The sequence below is a fragment of the Pseudomonas sp. R1-15 genome, assembly GCF_051132085.1.
GTDB lineage: Bacteria > Pseudomonadota > Gammaproteobacteria > Pseudomonadales > Pseudomonadaceae > Aquipseudomonas.
Genome location: NZ_CP071660.1, coordinates 4,469,040 through 4,489,925 on the forward strand (window position 1 = coordinate 4,469,040; position 20,886 = coordinate 4,489,925).

Below are 20,886 nucleotides of genomic sequence, written 5' to 3' on the forward strand. Positions count from 1 at the left end.
GACACACTGGAAACCCCATGAAAACAGTCAGGTTCGTCATCACCGCCATGGCGGCGTTCGCGCTGTCCATCTCGCTGGCCTTCTCGCAGGAATTCACCCTGCGCCTGAGTCATCAGTTTCCTCCAGCCCATCACTCGGCCTTGCGCCTTGAGCAGTTCAAGAAAGATGTAGCCGCGCACACCCATGGGCGAGTCGAGGTGCAGATATTCGGGGCCGCGCAATTGTACAAACCAGGCCAACAGCATGCGGCGGTCGCCTCGGGCGAAATCGAAGCGGCGGCCATCGTCAACCTGCAGTGGGGCAACGTGATTCCGGAAATGTCGGTGACATTGATCCCCTACCTGATGAGTTCACCGGCCAGCCAGAAGGCCTTTATCCATTCGCCGGCGGCGAAATTGCTTGATGAAAAAATCCGCGAAAAAGGCGTCGTCAATATCGCCTGGATCGTCGATACCAATGATCTGATCTTCACCTCGTCGAACCGGTTGCTGCGCTCGCCGGCCGACTTCCAGGGCGTCAGGATCCGCGGTTTCAACAAGCTGTTCGACTCCGGCCTGAAAGCCATGGGTGCTGCGCCGGTAGCGATGCCGGGGTCCGAGGTCTACCAGGCGCTCCAGACGGGAGTGCTGGACGCCGGTGTGACCGGTGTCGCCGCGGCTTACTCACGCAAATTCCATGAAGTGCAAAAGTACGGTGCGGCGTCCACTGTTTTCCTCGCGTTCGATAATCTTGTCGTGAATCCGAACTGGTGGGACAACCTGCCCGCCGAACTCCAGGCGGGCCTCCAGCGCGCGGCGGACGATGCCGTCCAGAGTTCGCTGAGCACCCATGAAGGCGTGCGTTCGCAGGACATCAAAAACCTGGTGGACAGCGGTATGGAGGTAGTCGTACTCGACGCGGCCCAGGTCGAAGAACTCCGCCAGGCCATGCAGCCTGCCGTCCGCAAGGCGTTCCTGGACAGTGCAGGCGACGATGGTGAACGCCTGCTCGCGCTGATCGAGCAGCTGCGATGACACCCCCGGCGGGCTTCAGCGACAGCCGCCCGCTGCGCCTTTATGGACGCATGGTAGGCGTGACCAGTAACGTTGCCATGGCATTCGCCGCACTGCTGGTGCTCATGGACCTGGCATTGATAGGGCTGGCCGTTGCGATGCGATACCTGGCAGGCGCGCCGCCGGCCTGGAGTGATGAGATCGTCGCTCTCTCACTGACCGCCATCGTCATGCTGGGCGCTCCCAAGGTGCTGGCGTCGGGCGGGCATATCGGCGTTGATATCGTCACTTCGTTGTCGAGGGGGCGCGTAGCGGTCTGCCTGAATATCTGGGCGAATCTGGGCGTACTGGCTGTCGCCTGGCTGCTGATCGTCAACGGCTGGAATACCGCACGGTTTTCAAGGACGCTCGGCTCGTTGACCGAGGGACACCTGGAACTGCCGCTCTGGATGCTGCAACTGTTGTTGCCGCTGGGGGGCATGCTGCTGGCGCTCGTCGCCATCGAGCTGCTCTGGCGCAACGTCGAGACCTTGCTGAAGCCGACCGCCCGGGAAACGGCGCGATGATCCTGGTGTTGATCCTCGGCATCCTGTTGATCCTGCTGTTCACCGGCATGCCGATCTTCGCGGCGCTGATGCTTTATGGCGCAACACTGCTGTTGCTGGTGCAAGGGAGCCTTGGCCCCGTGATGGACATCGTCTTCCATGAGATCAACCGATACCTGCTGGTGGCAGTTGCGTTATTCGGCTTCATGGCAAACTTGATGATCAAAGGGCGCATCGTCGATGATCTGTACGATGCCGCTTATACCTTCACTCGTCATCTGCCCGGCGGCCTTGCAGTGGCGACCATTATTGCTTGCAGCGTGTTTGCCGCGATCTCTGGTTCGAGCGTGGCGACCGCGCTTACGGTGGGTGCCGTCGCGATTCCGCAGATGCTCCGTTTCGGCTACGACCCGCGCCTGGCCTATGGCGTAGTCGCCGCCGGCGGGACATTGGGGATTCTCATACCGCCGTCCAGTCCGATGATCCTGTACGGAGTGACCACCGATACATCTATCGGCAGGCTGTTCATGGCCGGTATCGGGCCCGGTGTCGCAATGGTGCTGCTCTTCGTGGCCTGGGCCGTCATCAGGGGCATGCTGGACAGCACGACACAACGCCCCAAGAGGGCATCCCTGCGCGAGATGGCCGAGGCTCTGCGCAAATCGATATGGGCTGTGCTCCTGCCGATCATTGTCCTCAGCGGCATGTACCTGGGCATTTTTACCGCAACTGAGGCAGCAGCAGTGGGCGCGTGGTTGTCCTTGATGGTCACTGTCGTCATTTACCGCACAGTCGGCTGGCGTGAGGTGTGGGAATCATCAATCGAATCAGTGAAACTTTCAGCGATGCTATTCCTGATTCTCGCCGGCGCCACGGTTTTCTCGCACGTGTTGATCAAGATGCGTATTCCACAACAGATCGTCGAAACTCTGGTGGCTGCCGATGTCGGTGCCCTGGGTTTCGTGCTGGTCATGATGTTGCTGATCCTGATCCTGGGGATGTTCCTTGAATCGATCGCGATCATCCTGATCACGACCCCGATCATCCTCCCGGCGATGCTGCATTTGGGCATCGACCCGATCTGGTACGGGGTGCTGCTGGTGATCAACCTGGAAGTCGCGATGATCACACCTCCGGTGGGGATGAACCTCTTCACCCTGCAGGCCCTCTCCCAGGCACCACTGGCGACCATCATCCGCGGGGCCCTCCCGTACGTGCTGCTGATGGTCGCCATGCTTGGCGTTATCCTGCTGTTCCCGGGCCTGGCGTTGTGGCTACCGAACAGGGTGTTTGGGCAGTAATATCAAACCGTCAAGTCAGCAAGGGTATGGGTCGTTACGCCCTTTCTCGCGTACTGCCAGGCCCAATCCGGTACTTCCATGTGGCGGGTCAAGTACAAGGCGAAATCCAAGGCGGTGTGCCCAAGGCGTTGGTTGATACGCTCACCGGGGATACGTCTTTCTTTGCTCAGGTCAGCCTGTCTATGGGCAATGACGGTCGCCGCGGCCACCAGCGGGTGACCATCTCGGTGGTCACCCGACGTGCCAGGGGCTCGAATTCCTGAGTCTTGACCGTGGTGAAGATATCGAGTGTGCGCAACAATTGGCCGTCAGTGAGCGTCACCGCCGGTCCGGCGGCCCAATTCACATCCAACATGGCCAGGTTATCGAGCAGCACCCCAGGCCAACGCGACGGGTCTATGGGCTCACCTGAGGGAGCATTCACCAATAGATCGTCATATGCCGCACCCCAAGCGACCCATTCGTCGGACATCAATCCCAGGTAGGGCCGCCAGGTGATCTCCCCCGCAGAGGGCAGATCATGGATGTTGTCTGCGTTACGAATCCCGCTGAGCCAGTCGATGAACCTCTCTGGGGTCATATGTGCCTGGCGTTGCACGACCTCAGGGTAGAGTTCCAACAGGCCGAAGTCCCAATAGTCATAGTGGTCGTAAAGGAAACTTGCAAAAGGCACTCCTTGCGGTTCGAGGCGGGCGCGCAGGGCCGATTCGAACATCAGAAAGTGCAGCCCCAGCTCGTGCAGATCCGGTGTCTCACGCTCCGAAATACGCGCTTGCAGGCGATCGCGCAGTTGCCCCAACTGCAAATCGAAATCTGCAACTTTAGCCCGCAGGTCGGCATGGATATTGGCGTAGCTGATGTAGTGCTCCAGAACGGTGCTAGCCCTGTCACGACTCGCAGGTTCCAGCGTCCCTGCGGTATGGTCGAAATGGATATAGTCAGAGAACCAGTTAATGAAGTTCCGCTGCTGGACATCATCGCGAGCCACTTCCAATGCCCTTTGGAAGTCGGGAAGGTCGTCCAGCCAAACGTCTACGGTATTGCGATAAGCCCCAGGCTCCACCGCACGAAGCGCCTGAATTTGGGCGCTTTGCAGGGGGTTGTCGTCAAGCAGCAACCTCTGACGCCCCTGTGCCGGCAGGTCACGCAGTCTGGCAAATAGTTCATCTGGCAGGTGGGTTATGCGGTTGCCGCTGAGGTTGACGAAGATCGTTTCGTGTGAAGGCTTGGAGAGTACCGCCAGCGCCAGTTCCGGCACGCGATCAAGCTGCGCATTGGCCAGCTCCAGGATGCGCAAGCCTGCAAGCTCCGACAGATTGGGCAGCTCAAGGCAATTGTTACCACTCAGGACCAGTTCTTCCAAGACCGTGGCGGTACGCAGAAAAGCGCTGCCTTGCTCATTGAGGCGAAGGCCGCAGTGCCGTAGATCCAACGATCGTAACCTTGGTAAAGCCGTAATGGCCTGCAAACTCTGGGGGGTGAAATGCAAGTTGTCGGCCCACACCAGTGCGCGCAGGGCGGGTAGCTCGGCCAGGCGACCGATGGCTGCGACCATTGCCTCGCCGCCACTGCTCAGCCCGGACAAATCCAGGGAAAGCAAACTGCTGGCGGAACCAGAGCCTAGCAAGGGAGCGAACATATCCTCCTTGATTTCCAGTGGATTGTTGCCCAATGACAAGACCGACAGCGTGCGGAGCTCACCCACTGCCGCCGGCACTACGGTCAGGCTATTGCCATTCAATGACAGCGTATCGATATTGGGGAACAACCGCAGGAAATCCGATGGGTCCTCGCTCAGGCCCATGAGATCCATATGCAGCTCTTCGATATGCTCGAAACGCGCGGTGATCGGAGGCGGTCGACCAATCTCCCACCCTGTCAGTACCAAATGCAGATCAATTCCCGGGTGTTCCGGATGCGGCTCACTCCGCCAGGCGCGGCGGATCTCCTTCGCCACCTCCATACGCAGCGAGGACAAGTCCTCGGGGCTGATACTGTTCTCGGCAGGGTGATGAATGCCCTCCTGAACCTGCCACTTGCGCAGCCCTTCGTCCAACGTTGCCCATTCTTTCTCCAAGCGGGTAACCAGCACTTCAGCAGTGGTATTTTCGAGCAAGGCTTGTGCACCCAGTTTTTGCTCACGCGTCGAGAGGTTATCTTCGGTGTGCGCGGGGTACAGCCGCTTGAGGCGTTGTGTCACGCTGCCGTTCGTGCGCTGCAGTGATCGATGCGCTCCGCCCCGGCCAAATCCCACAGCGCGCCAGTCACCGTCGGGCATCCGTGCCACCGTATTTCTCGTCACACCACTGGAGCGGATGCTCAAACCCGTAACCGGATCGACAATGTTGGCCTCCGTTGCGGTCAACCTGGTGTGATCGTGCACCCGGAACACCGTCCCGTCGCGCTGTTGAATATAGACCGGGCGAGCCGTCACGCGGCCTGTACTCGAGTCTTTGAGAGTCACGCGGTAAAAGCCCTGGGCATCCGGTGTAAGCCCCCGTATCGGCGATGCATCCGTCACCGCATAACGACGGTAGACCGCCTCCTCCAACGGCAGCCCAAGCCGTCCCTCACTCTGACTTTGGCCTGCCATCACCGCCAGGAACGAGGATTGGCCTCGTAAGGGAACGGTCATCCCACCGGCAAGGCCTCCTCTGGTGCTTTCCAACAGATGCAAAAGCTTCAAGCCTTTGGCGTTCAGCGGGACAAGCCCCGTCTTGAACATTGCCCAACTGATCGTTATGGCCCGTTTGATCAGTAGATAGCCGGGGACCAGAAGCAGACTGACCACATCCAATACCCCCCCGATCATCTGCGGAATAATATCGCTGAAGGTAACTTGAACATCTCGATTGCTGGTGGAACGCTCCGCGGTATGCGCTCTGTGGAAGCTGACGTGCGCACGATGCAGGGTTTCAAGAAAATCACCGTCGATCAATGAGCACCCAACAAAGGGACGACCGCCACGCCGTCCCAGAATCCGCTTTATCTCCTCAGGTTCGACCAAGGAAATGCGTGAACGGAAATACCCGTACCATTCTTCCCGCAGCAAAAGCCTTGCAACGCCATCGCTCAGGTCGGAGAACTCATGGAAGTCATTGCCATCAGGGCTGTCCGGAAAGTAAACGCCAACCGTACCTTCGATTTCCGGCCTCTGCCGGTCCGACAGGATCAGCGCCCCCTCAATACTGGCAGCACCGCCCGACCCGTGTGACCTGCCATCCTCCAGGCTGCCGCCGAGCAGAAGAGCATGGACATGGACCTTTTTGCCCCCGACCCGGGCGCGTGTCTGCGCCGAGGATGATTTCAGGACGGCATCCAGCCAGAGGGCGAGTTGCTTGCACGGCTTCGGTGGGTTGAAAGCTTCATCTTTCACGATGACCTTGAACGCCTCGTTGCCCCGAAGGGCCGCTTCGTAGCCCTTGAAGCGCATATTGGCCAGATACGCCGCCTGCCATGCCGCTTTGTAGTCCGGTTTGTTCAATGCCTCCACGAGCACGAGCTCATAACTTCCACCGGCATCGATGCTCTTCGTCATCCTGGCCAGCTCGATCCCGGTCAACGTATAGAAGTAGCCGTTGGCCGGATTGCGCACACGCCGGCCATCCTGATCTGTCAGGTGGATGGGCTGCACATCCCTCATTGCGCTCGGATACTGCCTGGGGCGCAGGTTATCAAGCATCCACTGGGTCAGGTTGGTGGTACGCGACTTCCCAGGGTCGGTGTTCGTGCCAGAGGCAAGCGTGACCAGGGTTTTGTCCGGGTCGAAATCCACCGCTGGATGCAGATTTTCCTGCACATATTCCTTGACTTTCTGGCGGGTAAATTCCCATAGCGTCGGGATTTCCTTGCCCACATTATTGGCCTTCTGGAGGACTTGCTCCTCCAGCAGGCGATAACGGTTTTTTTCCGCCTGCGCCGCGGTTTTATAGAGATTGGGGCGGTTGTTCTCCACCAGGGTCTCCTGACGGACAGTCAGAGGCCCGGAAAGCCCCAGCATAGGTAAAGCCAGCGCATCCTCTACGCTGCGCGCAAAAATGTCCAAAGCCGGCGCTTGAGCATCGGGAACTGTCAGCGCAGCCTCGAGCGCGGAGCGTTGAAGCTGCAGCAGGTCATTGGCGGCTACTACAAACACCGGCTCGGACAATTCCGTAGAAATGTCCTGGATCGTGCGTTCCTCCCCCTTGTAGAGAGGGTGCACGTTTGAGACCAGCGCTTGAAAAGAACCGAAGCGCTGTATCCCACCTTCCAGTGAATAAAGGAACAGTGAACGTCGCTCAGGTACCTTGATCACCATCGCGGCGGGCCATTTCTGCGTCGTCGCGCTGCCCATATCGAGCATGACCGCATAAACATGGGGTACGGGCGTGCGCAGCAAACCGTTTCTGTCCGCCAAGGAAGGGTGAGTGGTGATGAGGTCCAGCAGGCGATCCTCCTCAGCCCGCAGGACCCGCGCACTTCGGGTCAACTGGGTGGCCGGCTCCTGGTCTGCTCTGTGTAGATTGAGAAGATGCAGGAATCGCTGGGCAAGCAGATATGCCAAGGCCGCTTCGGCGGAGGACGACTTTGGCGGTTCGAGCAAGTAACCCCATGTGCGGCTGTTGCAGAAGCTGCTGAGATCGTCACGCAACTGACGCCTTACGGATACATTGGTTGTCGGCTGAGGGAAGTAGAAGACCGACTCCATGGTCCGTAGGACCTGCGCGTCCACCGGATCAGCAAATACGCTGTCCTCCTCCGACACGGAATCCGGGCGGCTGAAAAAACCCACCTCGCCCAATAGATAATGGGGCGGCGCATCACGCTGTAAACAGTCCTGGATTACCTCGGTGAAACTTTGCGAGGAGGTCAGCGAGCGTCCGCCGCTGGAGTCAGTGACGAAGTGATTGACGTAGCAGTTATCCGGATCGATAGGTGCTGGCAGCGAAGCCTGAAACTGGCGTACCTCAAATTTTTCACCCAGCGTGCGGACCAGCCGGTTCTTGAGCGCCGAGTCGAATGTCGGCAGACCAGCAAACAGGCGGGCCAGTTTCACTTGGTTGAGGTCCAGCAATTCCATCTGCCTGAGCCGCGCTTTTTCCTGGGGCCCGAGCAGCTTGCCTTGCTCATCCACGTCGGTGATCAGAGATTGTCCGGGGCCTTGATAACCTGGTGGGACACCTTCTTGCAGTTGTCGCAGAAGCTCCGGCGCCAAGGCTCTGCCGTTGACCTGAAGTGACGAAAAGTCGACGGTCATCTGGCTGATATGCGGATAACGCCAGCCCTCGCGCGCCGAAGCGGCAGACGCGTAGAACTTGTCCTTGCTCTGGTGAGTGCTCAAAAACCCCTGGGTGACGACGTGAAGCAGCGGCACCGATGCGCCTTTGCTTGCGGAAGCCGAATCGATCGTCTCGACTTCCTGGTAATTCACCCGAACCTGCGCGTCGCTGCTCAGGCCTCGTTCGGCCAACCACTGCCCGGCAAACTTGTGGGGGCGGAACCGCAGACCGTTGGGCAACAGACTGACAGGCTCCAGCACTTGATCGTAGACCGACCTGCGCTGACGTTCAGGTCGCTTGAACGTATCGTCGGCCTCTGATCGCAGCTCCTGCTCCAACGTCCCGCAATCCATGCCGACTGCCAGGCTGGCGAATCCGTTATAGCTGTGTGGCATCCCTTGCCTGATCGCCTGCAGCAATCCGTCGTTGAGCCCCGCCAGGGCGCCGAGGACATCGGCCGGGACCGCATCTGCCAGCTGCTTGCGGTTATAGTCGCTGAAGGTTCCGGCACTCTGTTCATCGCCCCAGAATATCTTCATGTGCCAGCGATAAGGGGCCTGTGCGCTGCCCAGCAGCGTCGTCGCGAGTTCGGCGTCGTCCGGCGGCGTGGACAGGTAGGTCCTCAAGAAAGCCATCTCACCAGATGCCAGCATCCACAGAGGCACCAGATCGATGTGTTCGGTGCCGTTCTGGTAAGTACTCAGCGTGCTCCAGTACATCACCGGGATCAGCGTATCAGGGGTGATGGGATGGGCAAGGCTACTCGGTATTTCAGCCGGGTAACAGGCAACCAGCTGGCGGATCCACTGCGTTTCAAGGCTGCTGTCCTGGCGCGTTTGCCCGGGGTTGTCCGGTTCGAGCTGGCCGGTATATTCGACGCGGCTTGTCACAGCGGCGATGGAGAGCGGATCTGCGTCGGCAGCAAGCGATGCCCCAGCGTTTTCTTCAGATAGAACAGACATTGATGTCACCCGTGTTGTGCTTGATAAAGCATCGAGCCTATCGAGCCATGAAGCGGCGGATGACATACATAGTTATAGCGTGAGTGGATAACTCGCAGAGAAATGTAAGCCGGTATGTAAATCTGTCTCTGGTCGCGGTAATGAGTGCCGACTAGTTCAATGCCCAACCCACCAGCACCGCCATCTCCAGCAGTTCCAGCAAGGCCCCCGCCGTGTCTCCGGTGCACCCGCCTAACCGGCGCAGCATTATCCGGCGCAAACCGATGAAGGTCAGCGCCGCGACGATCAACGCCACCAGCCCGGCCCAGCCCGCCACCAGCCCGGAGGCCAGCGCAACGGCGCACAGCACCTGCCAACCGGCATGGCGTGGCAGGTGGTCGGCGAGCGCCTGGCCCAAGCCACCGGCACGCACATAAGGCGTGGTGAGGAACAGCGCCAGCAACGCGCCACGCCCGAGTACCGGCACGATGAGCAGCGCCAAGGTCTGCTGCTGTTCGATCAGCGCCAGCAATGCGCTGAATTTGAGCAACAGCACCAGTACCAGGGTGACCACGGCGATCGGTCCGCTGCGCGGGTCCTTCATGATCAGCAGCGTACGCTCGCGATCACCAAAGCCGCCGAGCCAGGCATCGGCGCTGTCCGCCAGGCCATCGAGGTGCAGGCCGCCACTGAGCAACACCCAGGCCGTCAGCAGCAGCGCCGCATGCAGCAGCAACGGTGCGCCTGACAACCAGGCATCGAGCCCGCAGAGCAAGCCGCCGAACATCACCCCTACCAGCGGATAGAACAGCAGCGAACGACCCAGTTGCGCAGGTTCAGGCATGCCCGGCAAGCGCACCGGCAGGCTGCTGAGAAATTGCAGGGCGATCCAGAAAGGCAACATCTTCAGACCGCCTCCTCGAGGACTGGACCGGACGCCACCAAGAGAGAAAACAGCGCGCCATGGGCAACTTCGACATTGAGCAATTGCTCGCGCGGCAGGCCGCGGGCGCGGGCCAGCAGCAGCCGCATCACGCCGCCATGGCTGACCAGCAGGATGCGCTGCCCGGCGTAGGCTTGATGCAAGCGTTCGAGCGCCGCCAGCACTCGCGCCGAGAATTCGAGCACTGGCTCGCCTTCCGGCGGCGTGAAGCCGTAGGGGTCGGCCCAGAACCGCCCCAGCGCCTCGGCGTCAGTCTCCATCAATGCCGCCGCGCTGCGGCCTTCCCAGGCGCCGAAATGCAATTCCTGCAGGTCCTTTTCAAAGTGCACCGGCAAGCCAAGTCGCGCACCCAGCTGTTCGGCGAAACGCGCGCAGCGCTGCAAGGGCGAACTCACCAGCCGATCCCACGGCCCGCCCGCTGCGACCGCCGCGTGCATCTGCGCCCAGCCTCGTGGCGTCAGGGCGTCGTCGAGACTGCCGCGCAGCCCGCCGCCCAGTTCGGTCTCGCCATGGCGCAACAGGTCCAGGCGCAAGGTCATGCCGGGCGATCCGCCACGGCCGCTTCGGCGAAGGTCGCCATCTGCCCGTGGAGGTCACAGGCCAGACGCAACAACGGCACCGCCAGCGCCGCCCCGCTGCCCTCGCCCAGGCGCAAGCCGAGGTCCAGCAGCGGTTCGGCAGCGAGGGTTTCCAGTACGTGGCGGTGTCCGGGTTCGGCGCCACGGTGGGCGAACAACAACCAGGGCCGGCACGCCGGATTGAGCCGCACCGCCACCAGGGCCGCGACGCTGCAGATGAAGCCATCCACCAGCACGGCGATGCCCTGTTGGGCACAGGCCAGGTAGGCACCGACCAACGCGACGATCTCAAAGCCGCCAAGGTTGCAAAGCGTTTGCAGCGGGTCGCCGTTCGACCCACCGTGCACGGCCAGGGCGCGTTCGATGACCTGGACCTTGCGGCTGATACCCGCCGCATCCAGCCCGGTGCCCGGCCCGACCAGATGCGCCACCGGGCAATCGAGCAAGGCACAGGCCAGCGCGCTGGCCGCCGTGGTATTGCCGATGCCCATCTCGCCACCGATGAACAGTTGCGTTCCGCGGCCAGCGGCGCGCATGGCACTGTCGCGTCCGGCTTGCAGGGCCTGTTCGCCCTGGGCCAGGGTCATGGCCGGGCCCAGGAGGAAATTGGCGGTGCCCGGGCCGACCCGCAAATGCCGCACGCCGGGCAAGTCCAGCGAAGGCGTCACGGTGCCCAGGTCGACGACTTCCAGGCAAGCGTCCAACCGCCGCGCGAGCACGCTGATAGCCGCGCCGCCGCTGACAAAGTTGAGCAGCATCTGCCCGGTCACTTCCTGGGGATAGGCCGAGACGCCTTCGGCCACCACACCGTGATCGCCGGCAAAAATCGCGATCCACAATTGTTCAAGGCTCGGCTTGACCTGCCCTTGCAGGCCCGCCAGCTGCACCGCCACCGACTCCAGGCGCCCGAGGGAGCCGGCCGGTTTGGTCAGTTGTTGTTGCCGCGCCATCGCTTGCTCCAGCACTTGGCTATCAACGGGCTTGCACGGGTCCAGCCACCAGCGGTGATTCATAACGCAGTACCTTTGAGAGTCAGGGGCAGGCCGGCAACGGTCAGCACGACGCGCTGGCAACGTTCGGCCAGGGCTTGATGCAGCCAACCGGCTTCATCGACGTAACGGCGAGTCAGCTCGCCCAGCGGCACGACACCCAGGCCGGTCTCGTTGCTGACAAAAATGATTTCACCGGGCAGCGCGCCGATGCAGTCCAGCAGGGCTTCGCGCTCGGCGGCCAGTCGGTCGGCATCGTCGAGCATCAACAGGTTGGTCAGCCAGAGGGTCAGGCAATCCACCAGCAGGCAGCGCTCGCTCGCGGCGGTTTCGCGCAACACCTGCGCCAGCGCCAGTGGCTCCTCCACCAGCGCCCAATCGGCCGGGCGCCGGGCGCGATGCTGGGCGACACGCTGGTTCATCTCGTCGTCCAGGGGTTGGCTGGTGGCGATGTAGGTCACCGCCAAGCCGGTGCCTGCCGCGAGTTTTTCAGCCAGGCGACTCTTGCCGGAGCGGGCGCCGCCGAGGATCAGTTGCAGCATGGGTCGTTACCTTCTATCTGCCGGTGTGGCGACTGGCGCCATCGCGAGCAAGCTCGCTCCCACATTTGAAATGCGTTCCAATGTGGGAGCGAGCTTGCTCGCGATGAGGTCAGCCCGGCCACCTCAAATCCCACAGAGTTCACGCAACACCCCGGTATCCAGATGCCGCTCCACCAGATCCGCCAACCGCTCGATATCCCGCTCGCGCAACCCGTGGTAATCCACCGCTTGCACGTCCTGCACGCCCGCCCAGCGCAGCAACGCGCTGCTCGCCGCTGGCGTTTCAAACAGCCCATGCAGATAGGTGCCGAAAATCTGCCCGTCGAGGCTTCGGGCGCCGTCGCAGCGGCCGTCGTCCAGCGTCACCGCAGGGTTTTCCAGGGCCGGGCCAGTGGTCACACCGGCATGGATCTCATAGCCGCTGACCTCGGCATCCTCCAAAGCCAACCGCCCGCGCACATTGCGCAACTGCTTCTCATGCTCCAACGTCGTCTCGAAGTCCAGCAGGCCCAGCCCGGCACTCGAACCGGCCGCGCCTTCCAGCCCGAGCGGATCGTGAACCTGCCGGCCAAGCATCTGCAAACCACCGCAGATGCCCAGCAACTTGCCACCGTAGCGCAGGTGCCGATTGATCGCCGTCTCCCAGCCGTTGGCGCGCAGGTAGGCCAGGTCGCTGCGCACGCTTTTCGAACCGGGCAGGATGATCAGGTCAGCCGGCGGGATGGTCTGGCCGGAGCCGATGAATTGCAGGTCGACCTGCGGGTGCAGGCGCAGCGGATCGAAATCGGTATGGTTGCTGATGCGCGGCAGCACCGGCACCACAACCTTGAGTACCTGTTCGGCCTTGTCGGCCTGACGCTGATCGAGACCATCCTCGGCTTCCAGGTGCAGGTCCAGCACATAGGGCAACACGCCAATCACCGGTTTGCCGGTGCGCGCTTGCAGCCAATCCAGGCCGGGTTGCAGCAACGCCAGGTCGCCACGAAAACGGTTGATGATGAAACCTTTGACCCGGGCCTGCTCGCTCGGCGAAAGCAATTCCAGGGTGCCGACCAGGTGGGCGAAGACGCCGCCGCGATTGATGTCGGCGATCAGCACCACCGGGCAATCGACGGCCTCGGCAAAGCCCATGTTGGCGATGTCGCCGGCACGCAGGTTGATCTCCGCCGGCGACCCCGCGCCCTCCACCATGACCACCGGATACGCCGCGCGCAAACGCTCATGGGAAGCCAGCACCGCTTGCATCGCGATGGCCTTGTAATCGTGATACGCCACGGCGTTCATGCTGGTCACGGCGCGGCCATGGATGATGACTTGGGCACCGGTGTCGCTGTTGGGCTTGAGCAGCACCGGGTTCATGTCGGTATGCGGTTCGAGGCCACAAGCCTGGGCCTGGACCGCCTGGGCCCGGCCGATTTCGCCGCCATCGGCGGTCACCGCGCTATTGAGCGCCATGTTCTGCGGCTTGAACGGCACCACGCTCACGCCCTGGCGCCTGACCCAGCGGCACAGCGCCGTGACCAGCGTGCTTTTGCCGGCATCGGAGGTGGTGCCCTGCACCATCAAGGTGGTCATTGAATGTCCTTGGCATAGGCCTCGAAAGCCTGTTCGAGACGCAGGAATTCTGCGTCATCGGCCGGCAGTCCGAAGCGCAGACTGCTGGTGTTGATGAACAGCCGCAGGAGAATGCCGCGATGAGCCATGAAGTCATAAAGGGCCCGGGCGTGCTCGGTAACCAGCCACTGGAACAACCCGCAGCCACCGTGGGGCTTGAAGCCGCGGTGTTCGAGCAGCAGCGCCAGGCGCTGACTCGTTTCCTCGCAACGCTGGCGCTGGCGAGTATGTGCCTCGGTATCCAACAGGCACGCCTGGCCCAATATCCGCGTCGGCCCGCTGACGGCCCACGGCCCGACCTGTTCGGCGAGCAGCTTGAGCAAGCGTCGCTCGGCCAGGACGAACCCGAGGCGAACTCCGGCCAGGCCGAAAAACTTGCCGAACGAGCGCAGCACGATCAATCCGACCTGATGGGCGTAGGCGGCAAGGCTCAGGTGCGGCGTGATATCCATGAACGCCTCGTCCACCACCAGCCAGCCACCCCGCTGGGCCAGCCGCGCATGCCAATCCAGCAGGCGTCCGGGGTCCAGGCTCAGGCCGGTGGGATTGTTCGGGTTGACCACCACCAGCACGTCGAGGCTGTCGAGGAAGAAATCCACTTCCGCTTCCAGCACTTCGCGCACGATGTAGCCGCTGCGGCGCCAGGCTTCGGCGTGTTCGGCGTAACAGGGCGACAGGACCCCGACCTTGCCCGCTCGGCGTAGGCGCGGCAGCAGTTGGATGGCCATTTGCGAACCGGCCACCGGCAGCACATGCGTCGCTTCGTAATAGTCGCAAGCGGCCTGTTCCAGACCATCGTCGGTCTCGGGCAGGCGCGCCCAGGCGCGCATTGGAATCGCCGGGATCTCGAACGGCCAGGGCGCGAGGCCACTGGACAGGTCGAGCCAGTCGGCCTCGGCAATCCCGTATTGCCGGGCGGCGTTGCGCAGTCGTCCACCATGCTCAAGCATAAAACTCGGCTCCGAGGCAGAGAATCAGCAGCCATAACCATACGCCGCGTTGCACCAATTGCCAGCCTCGGTCAATCGAATCGGCACTCGCCGGCACGCCCTCGCCCAATGGCGGGCGTTGATGAAGTTCGCCGTGATACACCGCCGCGCCCCCCAGTTCCACACCCAGCGCGCCGGCACCGGCGGCCATCACCGGCCCGGCATTCGGGCTGTCCCAGGTCGGCCCCTGGCTGCGCCAGCATTTAAGTGCCAGGCGGGTCTTGCCGAGCGCAGCGTAAGTCAACGCCACCAGGCGCGCGGGAATGTAGTTGAGCAGGTCGTCGATTTTCGCCGCCGCCCAGCCGAAACGCTCGAAGCGCTCGTTGCGATAGCCCCACATCGCGTCGAGGGTATTGCTCAACCGGTACAACACCACGCCGGGCGCGCCGGCCACGGCGAACCAGAACAGCGCGGCGAATACCGCGTCGCTGCCGTTTTCCAGGACCGACTCGGTGGCGGCGCGGGCAACGGCGGTTTCGTCCAGCTCGGCGGTTTCGCGGCTGACCAGGTAACCGACGCGTCGACGCGCCTCGTCCAGGTCACCGCTGCGCAGCGCCCGGGCCACCGGCTCGACATGCTCGCCGAGACTGCGCAGGCCGAGGGCGCAGTACAGCGCCAGAATTTCCACCAGCCAGCCAATCATCGGTGCCCAGGACAGGGCCGTGGCGAGCAAGGTCAGCGGCACCACGGCGATCACCCACGCCGTCACCCCATGGCTGCGCCAGCCACGCCCGCCGGAGTTGAAACGCTGTTCGATGCGATCGGCAAAGCCGCCGAACGCCACCAGCGGATGCCAACGCCGGGGCTCACCCAGCAGCGCATCCAGCGCCACCGCGGCGGCACTGACCAACGCTACGCTCATGGGCGCACTCCCCAGTGGTTTTCATACAGCAGTTCAGTGAGCGGACGCGGTTGCGCCCAGCCTTCCAGGGCCAGCATCGGCGCTGGGTAGAAGCCTTCGACCGGCCCCAGGCACAGGACCGCCAACGGCTTGGCCCCGGCGGGCAGGCCCAGCAGGTCAGCCAGGGCCTGAGGCTCGAACAGCGACACCCAGCCCATCCCCAGCCCTTCGACGCGGGCCGCCAGCCACAGGTTCTGGATGGCGCAGGACAGCGAGGCCAGGTCCATTTCCGGCAAGGTCCGGCGACCGAATATGTGCCGCTCGCGGTCGTCCATCAATGCCGCCACCAGTACCTCGGCGCAGTCATTGATACCTTCGACCTTGAGCTGCATGAATTCATCGCTGCGCTCGCCCAGGGCTTCGGCGGTACGGATGCGTTCCTCTTCCACCAGTCTCTGGATCTGCCCACGCAAGGCGCGGTCGCTGATACGGATGAAGCGCCACGGTTGCATCAGCCCGACGCTGGGCGCCTGGTGCGCGGCTTCCAGCAGACGGCGCAGCAACGCTGGCTCGACGGTGCCACCGCTGAAATGGCGCATGTCGCGGCGTTCGGCGATGGCGCGGTAGACGGCTTCGCGTTCGGCCTGGGTAAAGGCGTTGTCAGTCATGGCCTCATCGCGAGCAAGCTCGCTCCCACATTTGAATCGCGGTCCCCTGTGGGAGCGAGCCTGCTCGCGAAGGCGCCCCCAGGGTCGGGCGCAAACAACGCGGCAATCGCCCTGGGATTGGACGGAAAGTAAAAATGCACATAGGAAGCCGTCATCCGCCCCAGGCGAAAAACCGCCTCAGCCCCTCGCCCACCGTTCGGGCTGTGCCCACGGGCGATCGGCTCGAGTTCAGTGCTGGTCAAGGAGTGATGATAGGTATGCCCGCGCAGGGTGCCTTCCGGCAGCTCGACTGATTGCAACGCCAAGGCCGCAAGGCGCTTTTGCATCTGCGCTTCGCCGCTCAACAGGCCGAGCAGCTCGGCGCGAGTGCCCTCGACGTCGGTCAATGAATCGAGCAGGTAGAGCATGCCACCGCATTCGGCGAGCAGCGGTTTGCCGGCTGCGTGGTGGGCACGGATCGCCGTCAGCATCGGCACGTTCCGCGCCAGTGCAACGTGGTGCAGCTCCGGGTAACCGCCAGGCAGATACAGGCTGTCCGCCTCGGGCAGTTCGGCGTCATGAACAGGGGAAAAGAAGGCTAGTTGCGCGCCCATGGCCCGCAGCAGATCGAGGCTGGCGCCATAGGTGAAGGCAAACGCTTCGTCACGGGCGACGGCGATGCGCACACCGTCGAGCCACGGCTCGACGGTTGTCAGTTCGGGCGCGGCGAACTCGACCTGGGGCGGCAGCGCCACTTCACAACTGCTGGCCAATGCTTCGGCCGCTGCGTCGAGGCGAACATCCAGGTCATTCAGTTCGCTGGCCTGGACCAGTCCGAGATGGCGGCTCGGCAACTCGATGCCGGTTTCTCGCGAGAGCGCGCCGTACCAGCGCAGGCCTTCGGTCAGGCTGCCTTCGAGCAATTGCGCGTGGCGCAGGGTTCCGACCCGGTTGGCCAGTACGCCAGCGAACGGCAAGTCCGGCTGATAACGGGCCAGGCCCAGGGCCAGGGCGCCGAACGTCTGGGCCATGGCGGTGCCGTCGATCACGGCCAGCACCGGCACGCCGAAGTGGCGCGCCAGGTCGGCGCTGGACGGGGTGCCGTCGAACAGCCCCATCACCCCTTCGATCAGGATCAGGTCCGCTTCGGCGGCGGCTTCCCACAACAGTCGGCGACTTTCCTGCTCGCCGACCATCCACATATCCAGTTGATAGACCGGTGCGCCACTGGCGCGCTCAAGGATCATCGGATCAAGGAAATCAGGTCCGCATTTGAACACACGCACCTGGCGCCCCTGGTTGCGATGCAACCGTGCCAGCGCCGCAGTGACGGTGGTCTTGCCCTGGCCGGAAGCCGGCGCGGCAATCAACACCGCCGGACAGTGGCGGCTGGTCATCGAAGCATCATTCACAGTTCAACGCCTTTCTGCGCCTTGATGCCGGCCTGGAAGGCATGTTTGATCATGCCCATTTCGGTCACGGTATCGGCCAGCTCGATCATTTCCAGCTTGGCGCCCCGGCCAGTGACCACCACATGTTGCATGGGCGGGCGGGCCTGCAGATCGCTCAACACCTGATCGAGATCGAGATAACCGTGCTTGAGAGCGATGTTCAGCTCATCAAGCACCACCAGGCCAATCGACGGATCGCCGAGCAGTTGCCGCGATACCGCCCAGGCCGCTTCGGCGGCGGCGATGTCGCGCTGACGATCCTGGGTTTCCCAAGTAAAGCCTTCGCCCATGACGTGAAAGCGCACCTGCTCCGGGAAGCGTCGGAAAAACAGCTCCTCGCCGGTGCTGTTGCGCCCTTTGATGAACTGCACCACGCCGCACTGCATGCCGTGGCCCATGGCACGGGCGAGCATGCCGAACGCCGAACTGCTCTTGCCCTTGCCGTTGCCGGTCAGCACCAGCAGCAGGCCACACTCGTTCGGTGAATTGGCGATGCGCTCGTCAATCACGGCTTTCTTGCGCAGCATGCGCGCCAGGTGGCGTTCGTCGCGATCGGGCGTATCGGTCATGAGGGGAGCTCTCCGTTGGGACTGGATAACGGCGGGCGGGCAGAAAAAAGGACGGCAGCGAGCCTGGCATCGCCCACCGTGATGCCGTTGGATGAATCAGGCCGGTCTCCGGGCTCATGAGCGGCGTTATGCCTGGCTGCGCGCCTTCCCATGTCTTGCGACACAGTGGTGAGTGGCCTGCGTGGCCACAAAGCACAGCGTTGACTCATTTACCGTTGCGGGGGCAGCGCCGGGTTCGCGTTCGCTCACCGGCTTCCCTGTTTCACTCTGTCGGCCGCGACCGCGCCACAGAGCACCTGAAACAAGCCGCGAAGGTTAGAGGGTTGGGGATGGAGCGTCAATTAAAGCCGCCATATGCATCGGCTCATTGAGTGGTCCTGATCAATAAACTGACATCGATCTTGTGTGAAGCTGTGGCAAGTGATATCAAATAGACACTACGACCCGCTATCACAAGAACAAGAGGGCAAACGCATGCAAGGCATGATTATCAGCAATCCAAAGCTGGAGTTTCTACGCCCGGTGCTGGAACGCTGGTTCGACTGTATCGATCGCTACAACGCCGTGCGCGGCGATAACGACACCCCCTACTGGCATGATCAAAAAGCCAACCTCGGGTTGCTGTCTGCCGCTGCCTGGATGGCTGAGATGGTCACGCTGCAGAACGCAGCGACGCGCAAGCAGAATGAAGAAGGCGAACGCAACGTCAGCGCCGACCTGTTCATCGCCAGCACCGATGAGCGCGCCTTCATCCAGGCCACCCAGCGCTGGCCGAAAGTCAACAACCTGAACCTGACCCAACCCTTGCTCGAAGCCGCCAGCGACGCCAAGCGCATCAGCTACGCCAGCGACCTGAAACTGGGCTGCCTGTTCGTTGCCCCGCAAAAAGCCCAGCAAAGCGCCACGCCAGAAGAGTTGCAGGACATGATCGACGACCTGCAGAAGGAGAACACCTGCGCCGTGGCCTGGTACTTCCCCTACGCCTATCGCAAATTGCGCAACGAGGCGGGCCAGTACCATCCGGGTATTGCGCTGCTGCTGAAACAGGCGCACGGCTGATTCATGGATCAGTGGGAAAACATGTGGGAGCGAGCCTGCTCGCGAAGACGGTGCAACAGTCGACATCGATGTTGCCCGATATAGCGCTTTCGCGAGCAGGCTCGCTCCCACAAAGGAATCTGTTTGCCTGACTGTTGTTACCCACCGTTGAACCATCCCACGTCTACGCTCCTCTATGAGTAACCACATGCACTCATAGGGAAGCCCGCATGCTCAAGCCACCTCATCTGTTAATCATTGCCCTGGCTACGGGGCTTGTCGCGTGTGGCGAGTCTTCCACATTGCAGGTTTCCGACGGCACCGGCCCGTCGCCGAAACTGCCCGAACCGAACAAGACCCTGATTCCCACCGTGAACATCGCCGAGGCGGTCGGCTGGCCGGACGGCGCCAAGCCAACCCCGGCCCACGGCCTGCAGGTAGTCGCGTTTGCCGAAGGGCTGGATCATCCGCGCTGGCTTTATATACTGCCCAATGGCGATGTGCTGGTGGCCGAAACCAACGCCCCGCCCAAGCCCGACGATACCCAGGGCATTCGTGGCTGGGTCATGAAAAAGGTCATGGGCCGGGCCGGTGCCGGCGTGCCCAGCCCCAACCGCATCACCCTGCTGCGAGACGCCAATCACGATGGCGTCGCCGAGACCCGGACGATTTTCCTGGAGAACCTCAATTCGCCGTTCGGCATGACCCTGGTCGGCAATGACCTGTACGTGGCCGACACCGACCGCCTGATCCGCTTCCCGTACAAGGAAGGCGACACACAAATCAAGGCACAGCCAACCAAGGTGGTCGACTTGCCGGGCGGCACTTTGAACCACCACTGGACCAAAAACGTCATCGCCAGCCGGGACGGCAGCAAGCTGTACGTGACCACCGGTTCGAACAGCAACGTTGGCGAGAACGGCATGGAAGCGGAAGAAGGCCGGGCGGCGATCTGGGAAGTCGACCGCGCCACAGGCACTCATCGCATCTTCGCCGCGGGCCTGCGCAATCCCAATGGCCTGGCATGGGAGCCACGCAGCGGCGCGTTGTGGACGGCGGTCAACGAACGGGACGAGATCGGCAGCGACCTGGTGCCGGACTACATCACGTCGGTGAAGGATGGCGGCTTCTATGGCTGGCCTTACAGTTATTACGGGCAAAACATCGATGTCCGGGTCGAGCCGCAAAACCCCGAGCTGGTGGCCAAGGCCATCGCCCCCGATTATGCGGTGGGCCCGCACACCGCCTCCCTGGGCCTGAGCTTCGCCGAGGGCAGCCAATTGCCCGCGCCGTTCACCGAAGGGGCTTTCATCGGGCAACACGGTTCCTGGAACCGCAAGCCCCACAGTGGCTACAAAGTGATTTTTGTTCCGTTCAGCGGCGGCAAACCGGTCGGGCAACCAGTAGATGTGTTGACCGGTTTCCTCAATGCAGACGAAAAAGCCCAGGGCCGGCCGGTGGGCGTGGTGATCGACAAGCAGGGCGGGTTGTTGGTGGCGGATGATGTCGGGAACAAAATCTGGCGGGTGTCAAAAAACTAAAGCTGAAACCCGTGGCGAGGGAGCTTGCTCCCGCTCGGTTGCGTAGCGACCGCTAAAAGCTTGGGGCTGCTGCGCAGCCCAGCGGGAGCAAGCTCCCTCGCCACAAG

At 62.4% G+C, this 20,886-nt stretch carries 16 protein-coding genes and 1 riboswitch; of the genes, 5 read left to right on the top strand and 11 right to left on the bottom strand.

Annotated elements, in window-relative coordinates:
- Positions 1-17: 17 nt before the first annotated feature.
- From J3P97_RS20025 to J3P97_RS20035, 3 genes are read left to right on the top strand one after another with little or no spacing between them, the layout of a single operon-like run.
- Positions 18-1,013, top strand: a complete 996-nt coding sequence (locus J3P97_RS20025; RefSeq protein ID WP_434672609.1) for a TRAP transporter substrate-binding protein — start codon at positions 18-20, stop codon at positions 1,011-1,013.
- A complete protein-coding gene (locus tag J3P97_RS20030) occupies positions 1,010-1,558 on the top strand; it encodes a TRAP transporter small permease (RefSeq protein WP_434601559.1) in 549 nt (182 codons plus the stop codon). Before J3P97_RS20025 ends, J3P97_RS20030 begins: the two co-directional genes overlap by 4 nt.
- Positions 1,555-2,838, top strand: a complete 1,284-nt coding sequence (locus tag J3P97_RS20035; protein ID WP_434672610.1) for a TRAP transporter large permease — start codon at positions 1,555-1,557, stop codon at positions 2,836-2,838. Before J3P97_RS20030 ends, J3P97_RS20035 begins: the two co-directional genes overlap by 4 nt.
- A gap of 166 nt (positions 2,839-3,004) precedes the next feature.
- Here the strand turns inward: J3P97_RS20035 and J3P97_RS20040 are convergent, their stop codons facing one another.
- From J3P97_RS20040 to cobO, 11 genes are all read right to left on the bottom strand, one after another.
- Positions 3,005-9,058 carry a leucine-rich repeat domain-containing protein gene (locus J3P97_RS20040; protein WP_434672611.1) on the bottom strand — a complete coding sequence of 2,018 codons (6,054 nt, stop codon included), beginning with the start codon at positions 9,056-9,058 and terminating at the stop codon, positions 3,005-3,007.
- A 151-nt stretch (positions 9,059-9,209) separates the two neighbouring features.
- Positions 9,210-9,941, bottom strand: a complete 732-nt coding sequence (locus J3P97_RS20045; protein WP_434672612.1) for an adenosylcobinamide-GDP ribazoletransferase — start codon at positions 9,939-9,941, stop codon at positions 9,210-9,212.
- A gap of 2 nt (positions 9,942-9,943) precedes the next feature.
- Positions 9,944-10,519: an alpha-ribazole phosphatase family protein gene (gene cobC, locus J3P97_RS20050; protein WP_434672613.1), complete on the bottom strand. Its 576-nt coding sequence runs from the start codon at positions 10,517-10,519 to the stop codon at positions 9,944-9,946.
- Positions 10,516-11,571 (bottom strand): nicotinate-nucleotide--dimethylbenzimidazole phosphoribosyltransferase, encoded by a 1,056-nt coding sequence (gene cobT / locus J3P97_RS20055; RefSeq protein WP_434672614.1) that lies wholly within the window; start codon positions 11,569-11,571, stop codon positions 10,516-10,518. The genes cobC and cobT overlap by 4 nt, the downstream gene beginning before the upstream one ends.
- Entirely contained in the window at positions 11,568-12,089 is a 522-nt protein-coding gene (cobU, locus tag J3P97_RS20060) for a bifunctional adenosylcobinamide kinase/adenosylcobinamide-phosphate guanylyltransferase (RefSeq protein ID WP_434672615.1), read from the bottom strand. The genes cobT and cobU overlap by 4 nt, the downstream gene beginning before the upstream one ends.
- A 123-nt stretch (positions 12,090-12,212) precedes the next feature.
- Positions 12,213-13,664 carry a cobyric acid synthase gene (locus tag J3P97_RS20065; protein WP_434672616.1) on the bottom strand — a complete coding sequence of 484 codons (1,452 nt, stop codon included), beginning with the start codon at positions 13,662-13,664 and terminating at the stop codon, positions 12,213-12,215.
- Positions 13,661-14,653, bottom strand: coding sequence for a threonine-phosphate decarboxylase CobD (gene cobD, locus J3P97_RS20070; protein WP_434672617.1), 993 nt, complete (start codon positions 14,651-14,653; stop codon positions 13,661-13,663). Before cobD ends, J3P97_RS20065 begins: the two co-directional genes overlap by 4 nt.
- Positions 14,646-15,554 carry an adenosylcobinamide-phosphate synthase CbiB gene (gene cbiB, locus J3P97_RS20075; RefSeq protein WP_434672618.1) on the bottom strand — a complete coding sequence of 303 codons (909 nt, stop codon included), beginning with the start codon at positions 15,552-15,554 and terminating at the stop codon, positions 14,646-14,648. The genes cobD and cbiB overlap by 8 nt, the downstream gene beginning before the upstream one ends.
- Positions 15,551-16,201: a 5,6-dimethylbenzimidazole synthase gene (gene bluB / locus J3P97_RS20080; protein ID WP_434672619.1), complete on the bottom strand. Its 651-nt coding sequence runs from the start codon at positions 16,199-16,201 to the stop codon at positions 15,551-15,553. The genes cbiB and bluB overlap by 4 nt, the downstream gene beginning before the upstream one ends.
- Positions 16,198-17,577 carry a cobyrinate a,c-diamide synthase gene (locus tag J3P97_RS20085; protein WP_434672620.1) on the bottom strand — a complete coding sequence of 460 codons (1,380 nt, stop codon included), beginning with the start codon at positions 17,575-17,577 and terminating at the stop codon, positions 16,198-16,200. The genes bluB and J3P97_RS20085 overlap by 4 nt, the downstream gene beginning before the upstream one ends.
- Positions 17,578-17,588: 11 nt before the next feature.
- On the bottom strand, positions 17,589-18,200 hold the full coding sequence (cobO, locus tag J3P97_RS20090; RefSeq protein WP_434672621.1) for a cob(I)yrinic acid a,c-diamide adenosyltransferase: 612 nt from the start codon (positions 18,198-18,200) through the stop codon (positions 17,589-17,591).
- An 82-nt stretch (positions 18,201-18,282) separates the two neighbouring features.
- A riboswitch (cobalamin riboswitch) is annotated at positions 18,283-18,515 on the bottom strand.
- A 159-nt stretch (positions 18,516-18,674) separates the two neighbouring features.
- On the opposite strand from cobO, the gene J3P97_RS20095 reads away from it, so the two are divergent.
- Both J3P97_RS20095 and J3P97_RS20100 read left to right on the top strand, forming a co-directional pair.
- Positions 18,675-19,259, top strand: coding sequence for a hypothetical protein (locus J3P97_RS20095; RefSeq protein ID WP_434572435.1), 585 nt, complete (start codon positions 18,675-18,677; stop codon positions 19,257-19,259).
- Between the two features lie 209 nt (positions 19,260-19,468).
- A complete protein-coding gene (locus J3P97_RS20100; RefSeq protein WP_434672622.1) occupies positions 19,469-20,779 on the top strand; it encodes a PQQ-dependent sugar dehydrogenase in 1,311 nt (436 codons plus the stop codon).
- The last annotated feature ends 107 nt before the right edge of the window (positions 20,780-20,886 follow it).

Excerpts from the sequence above, each read along its gene's own strand:
- J3P97_RS20025 (WP_434672609.1), top strand. The coding sequence starts at position 18 with ATGAAAACAGTCAGGTTCGTCATCACCGCCATGGCGGCGTTCGCGCTG.
- J3P97_RS20030 (WP_434601559.1), top strand. The coding sequence starts at position 1,010 with ATGACACCCCCGGCGGGCTTCAGCGACAGCCGCCCGCTGCGCCTTTAT.
- J3P97_RS20035 (WP_434672610.1), top strand. The coding sequence starts at position 1,555 with ATGATCCTGGTGTTGATCCTCGGCATCCTGTTGATCCTGCTGTTCACC.
- J3P97_RS20040 (WP_434672611.1), bottom strand. The coding sequence starts at position 9,058 with ATGTCTGTTCTATCTGAAGAAAACGCTGGGGCATCGCTTGCTGCCGAC.
- J3P97_RS20045 (WP_434672612.1), bottom strand. The coding sequence starts at position 9,941 with ATGTTGCCTTTCTGGATCGCCCTGCAATTTCTCAGCAGCCTGCCGGTG.
- cobC (WP_434672613.1), bottom strand. The coding sequence starts at position 10,519 with ATGACCTTGCGCCTGGACCTGTTGCGCCATGGCGAGACCGAACTGGGC.
- cobT (WP_434672614.1), bottom strand. The coding sequence starts at position 11,571 with ATGAATCACCGCTGGTGGCTGGACCCGTGCAAGCCCGTTGATAGCCAA.
- cobU (WP_434672615.1), bottom strand. The coding sequence starts at position 12,089 with ATGCTGCAACTGATCCTCGGCGGCGCCCGCTCCGGCAAGAGTCGCCTG.
- J3P97_RS20065 (WP_434672616.1), bottom strand. The coding sequence starts at position 13,664 with ATGACCACCTTGATGGTGCAGGGCACCACCTCCGATGCCGGCAAAAGC.
- cobD (WP_434672617.1), bottom strand. The coding sequence starts at position 14,653 with ATGCTTGAGCATGGTGGACGACTGCGCAACGCCGCCCGGCAATACGGG.
- cbiB (WP_434672618.1), bottom strand. The coding sequence starts at position 15,554 with ATGAGCGTAGCGTTGGTCAGTGCCGCCGCGGTGGCGCTGGATGCGCTG.
- bluB (WP_434672619.1), bottom strand. The coding sequence starts at position 16,201 with ATGACTGACAACGCCTTTACCCAGGCCGAACGCGAAGCCGTCTACCGC.
- J3P97_RS20085 (WP_434672620.1), bottom strand. The coding sequence starts at position 17,577 with ATGACCAGCCGCCACTGTCCGGCGGTGTTGATTGCCGCGCCGGCTTCC.
- cobO (WP_434672621.1), bottom strand. The coding sequence starts at position 18,200 with ATGACCGATACGCCCGATCGCGACGAACGCCACCTGGCGCGCATGCTG.
- J3P97_RS20095 (WP_434572435.1), top strand. The coding sequence starts at position 18,675 with ATGCAAGGCATGATTATCAGCAATCCAAAGCTGGAGTTTCTACGCCCG.
- J3P97_RS20100 (WP_434672622.1), top strand. The coding sequence starts at position 19,469 with ATGCTCAAGCCACCTCATCTGTTAATCATTGCCCTGGCTACGGGGCTT.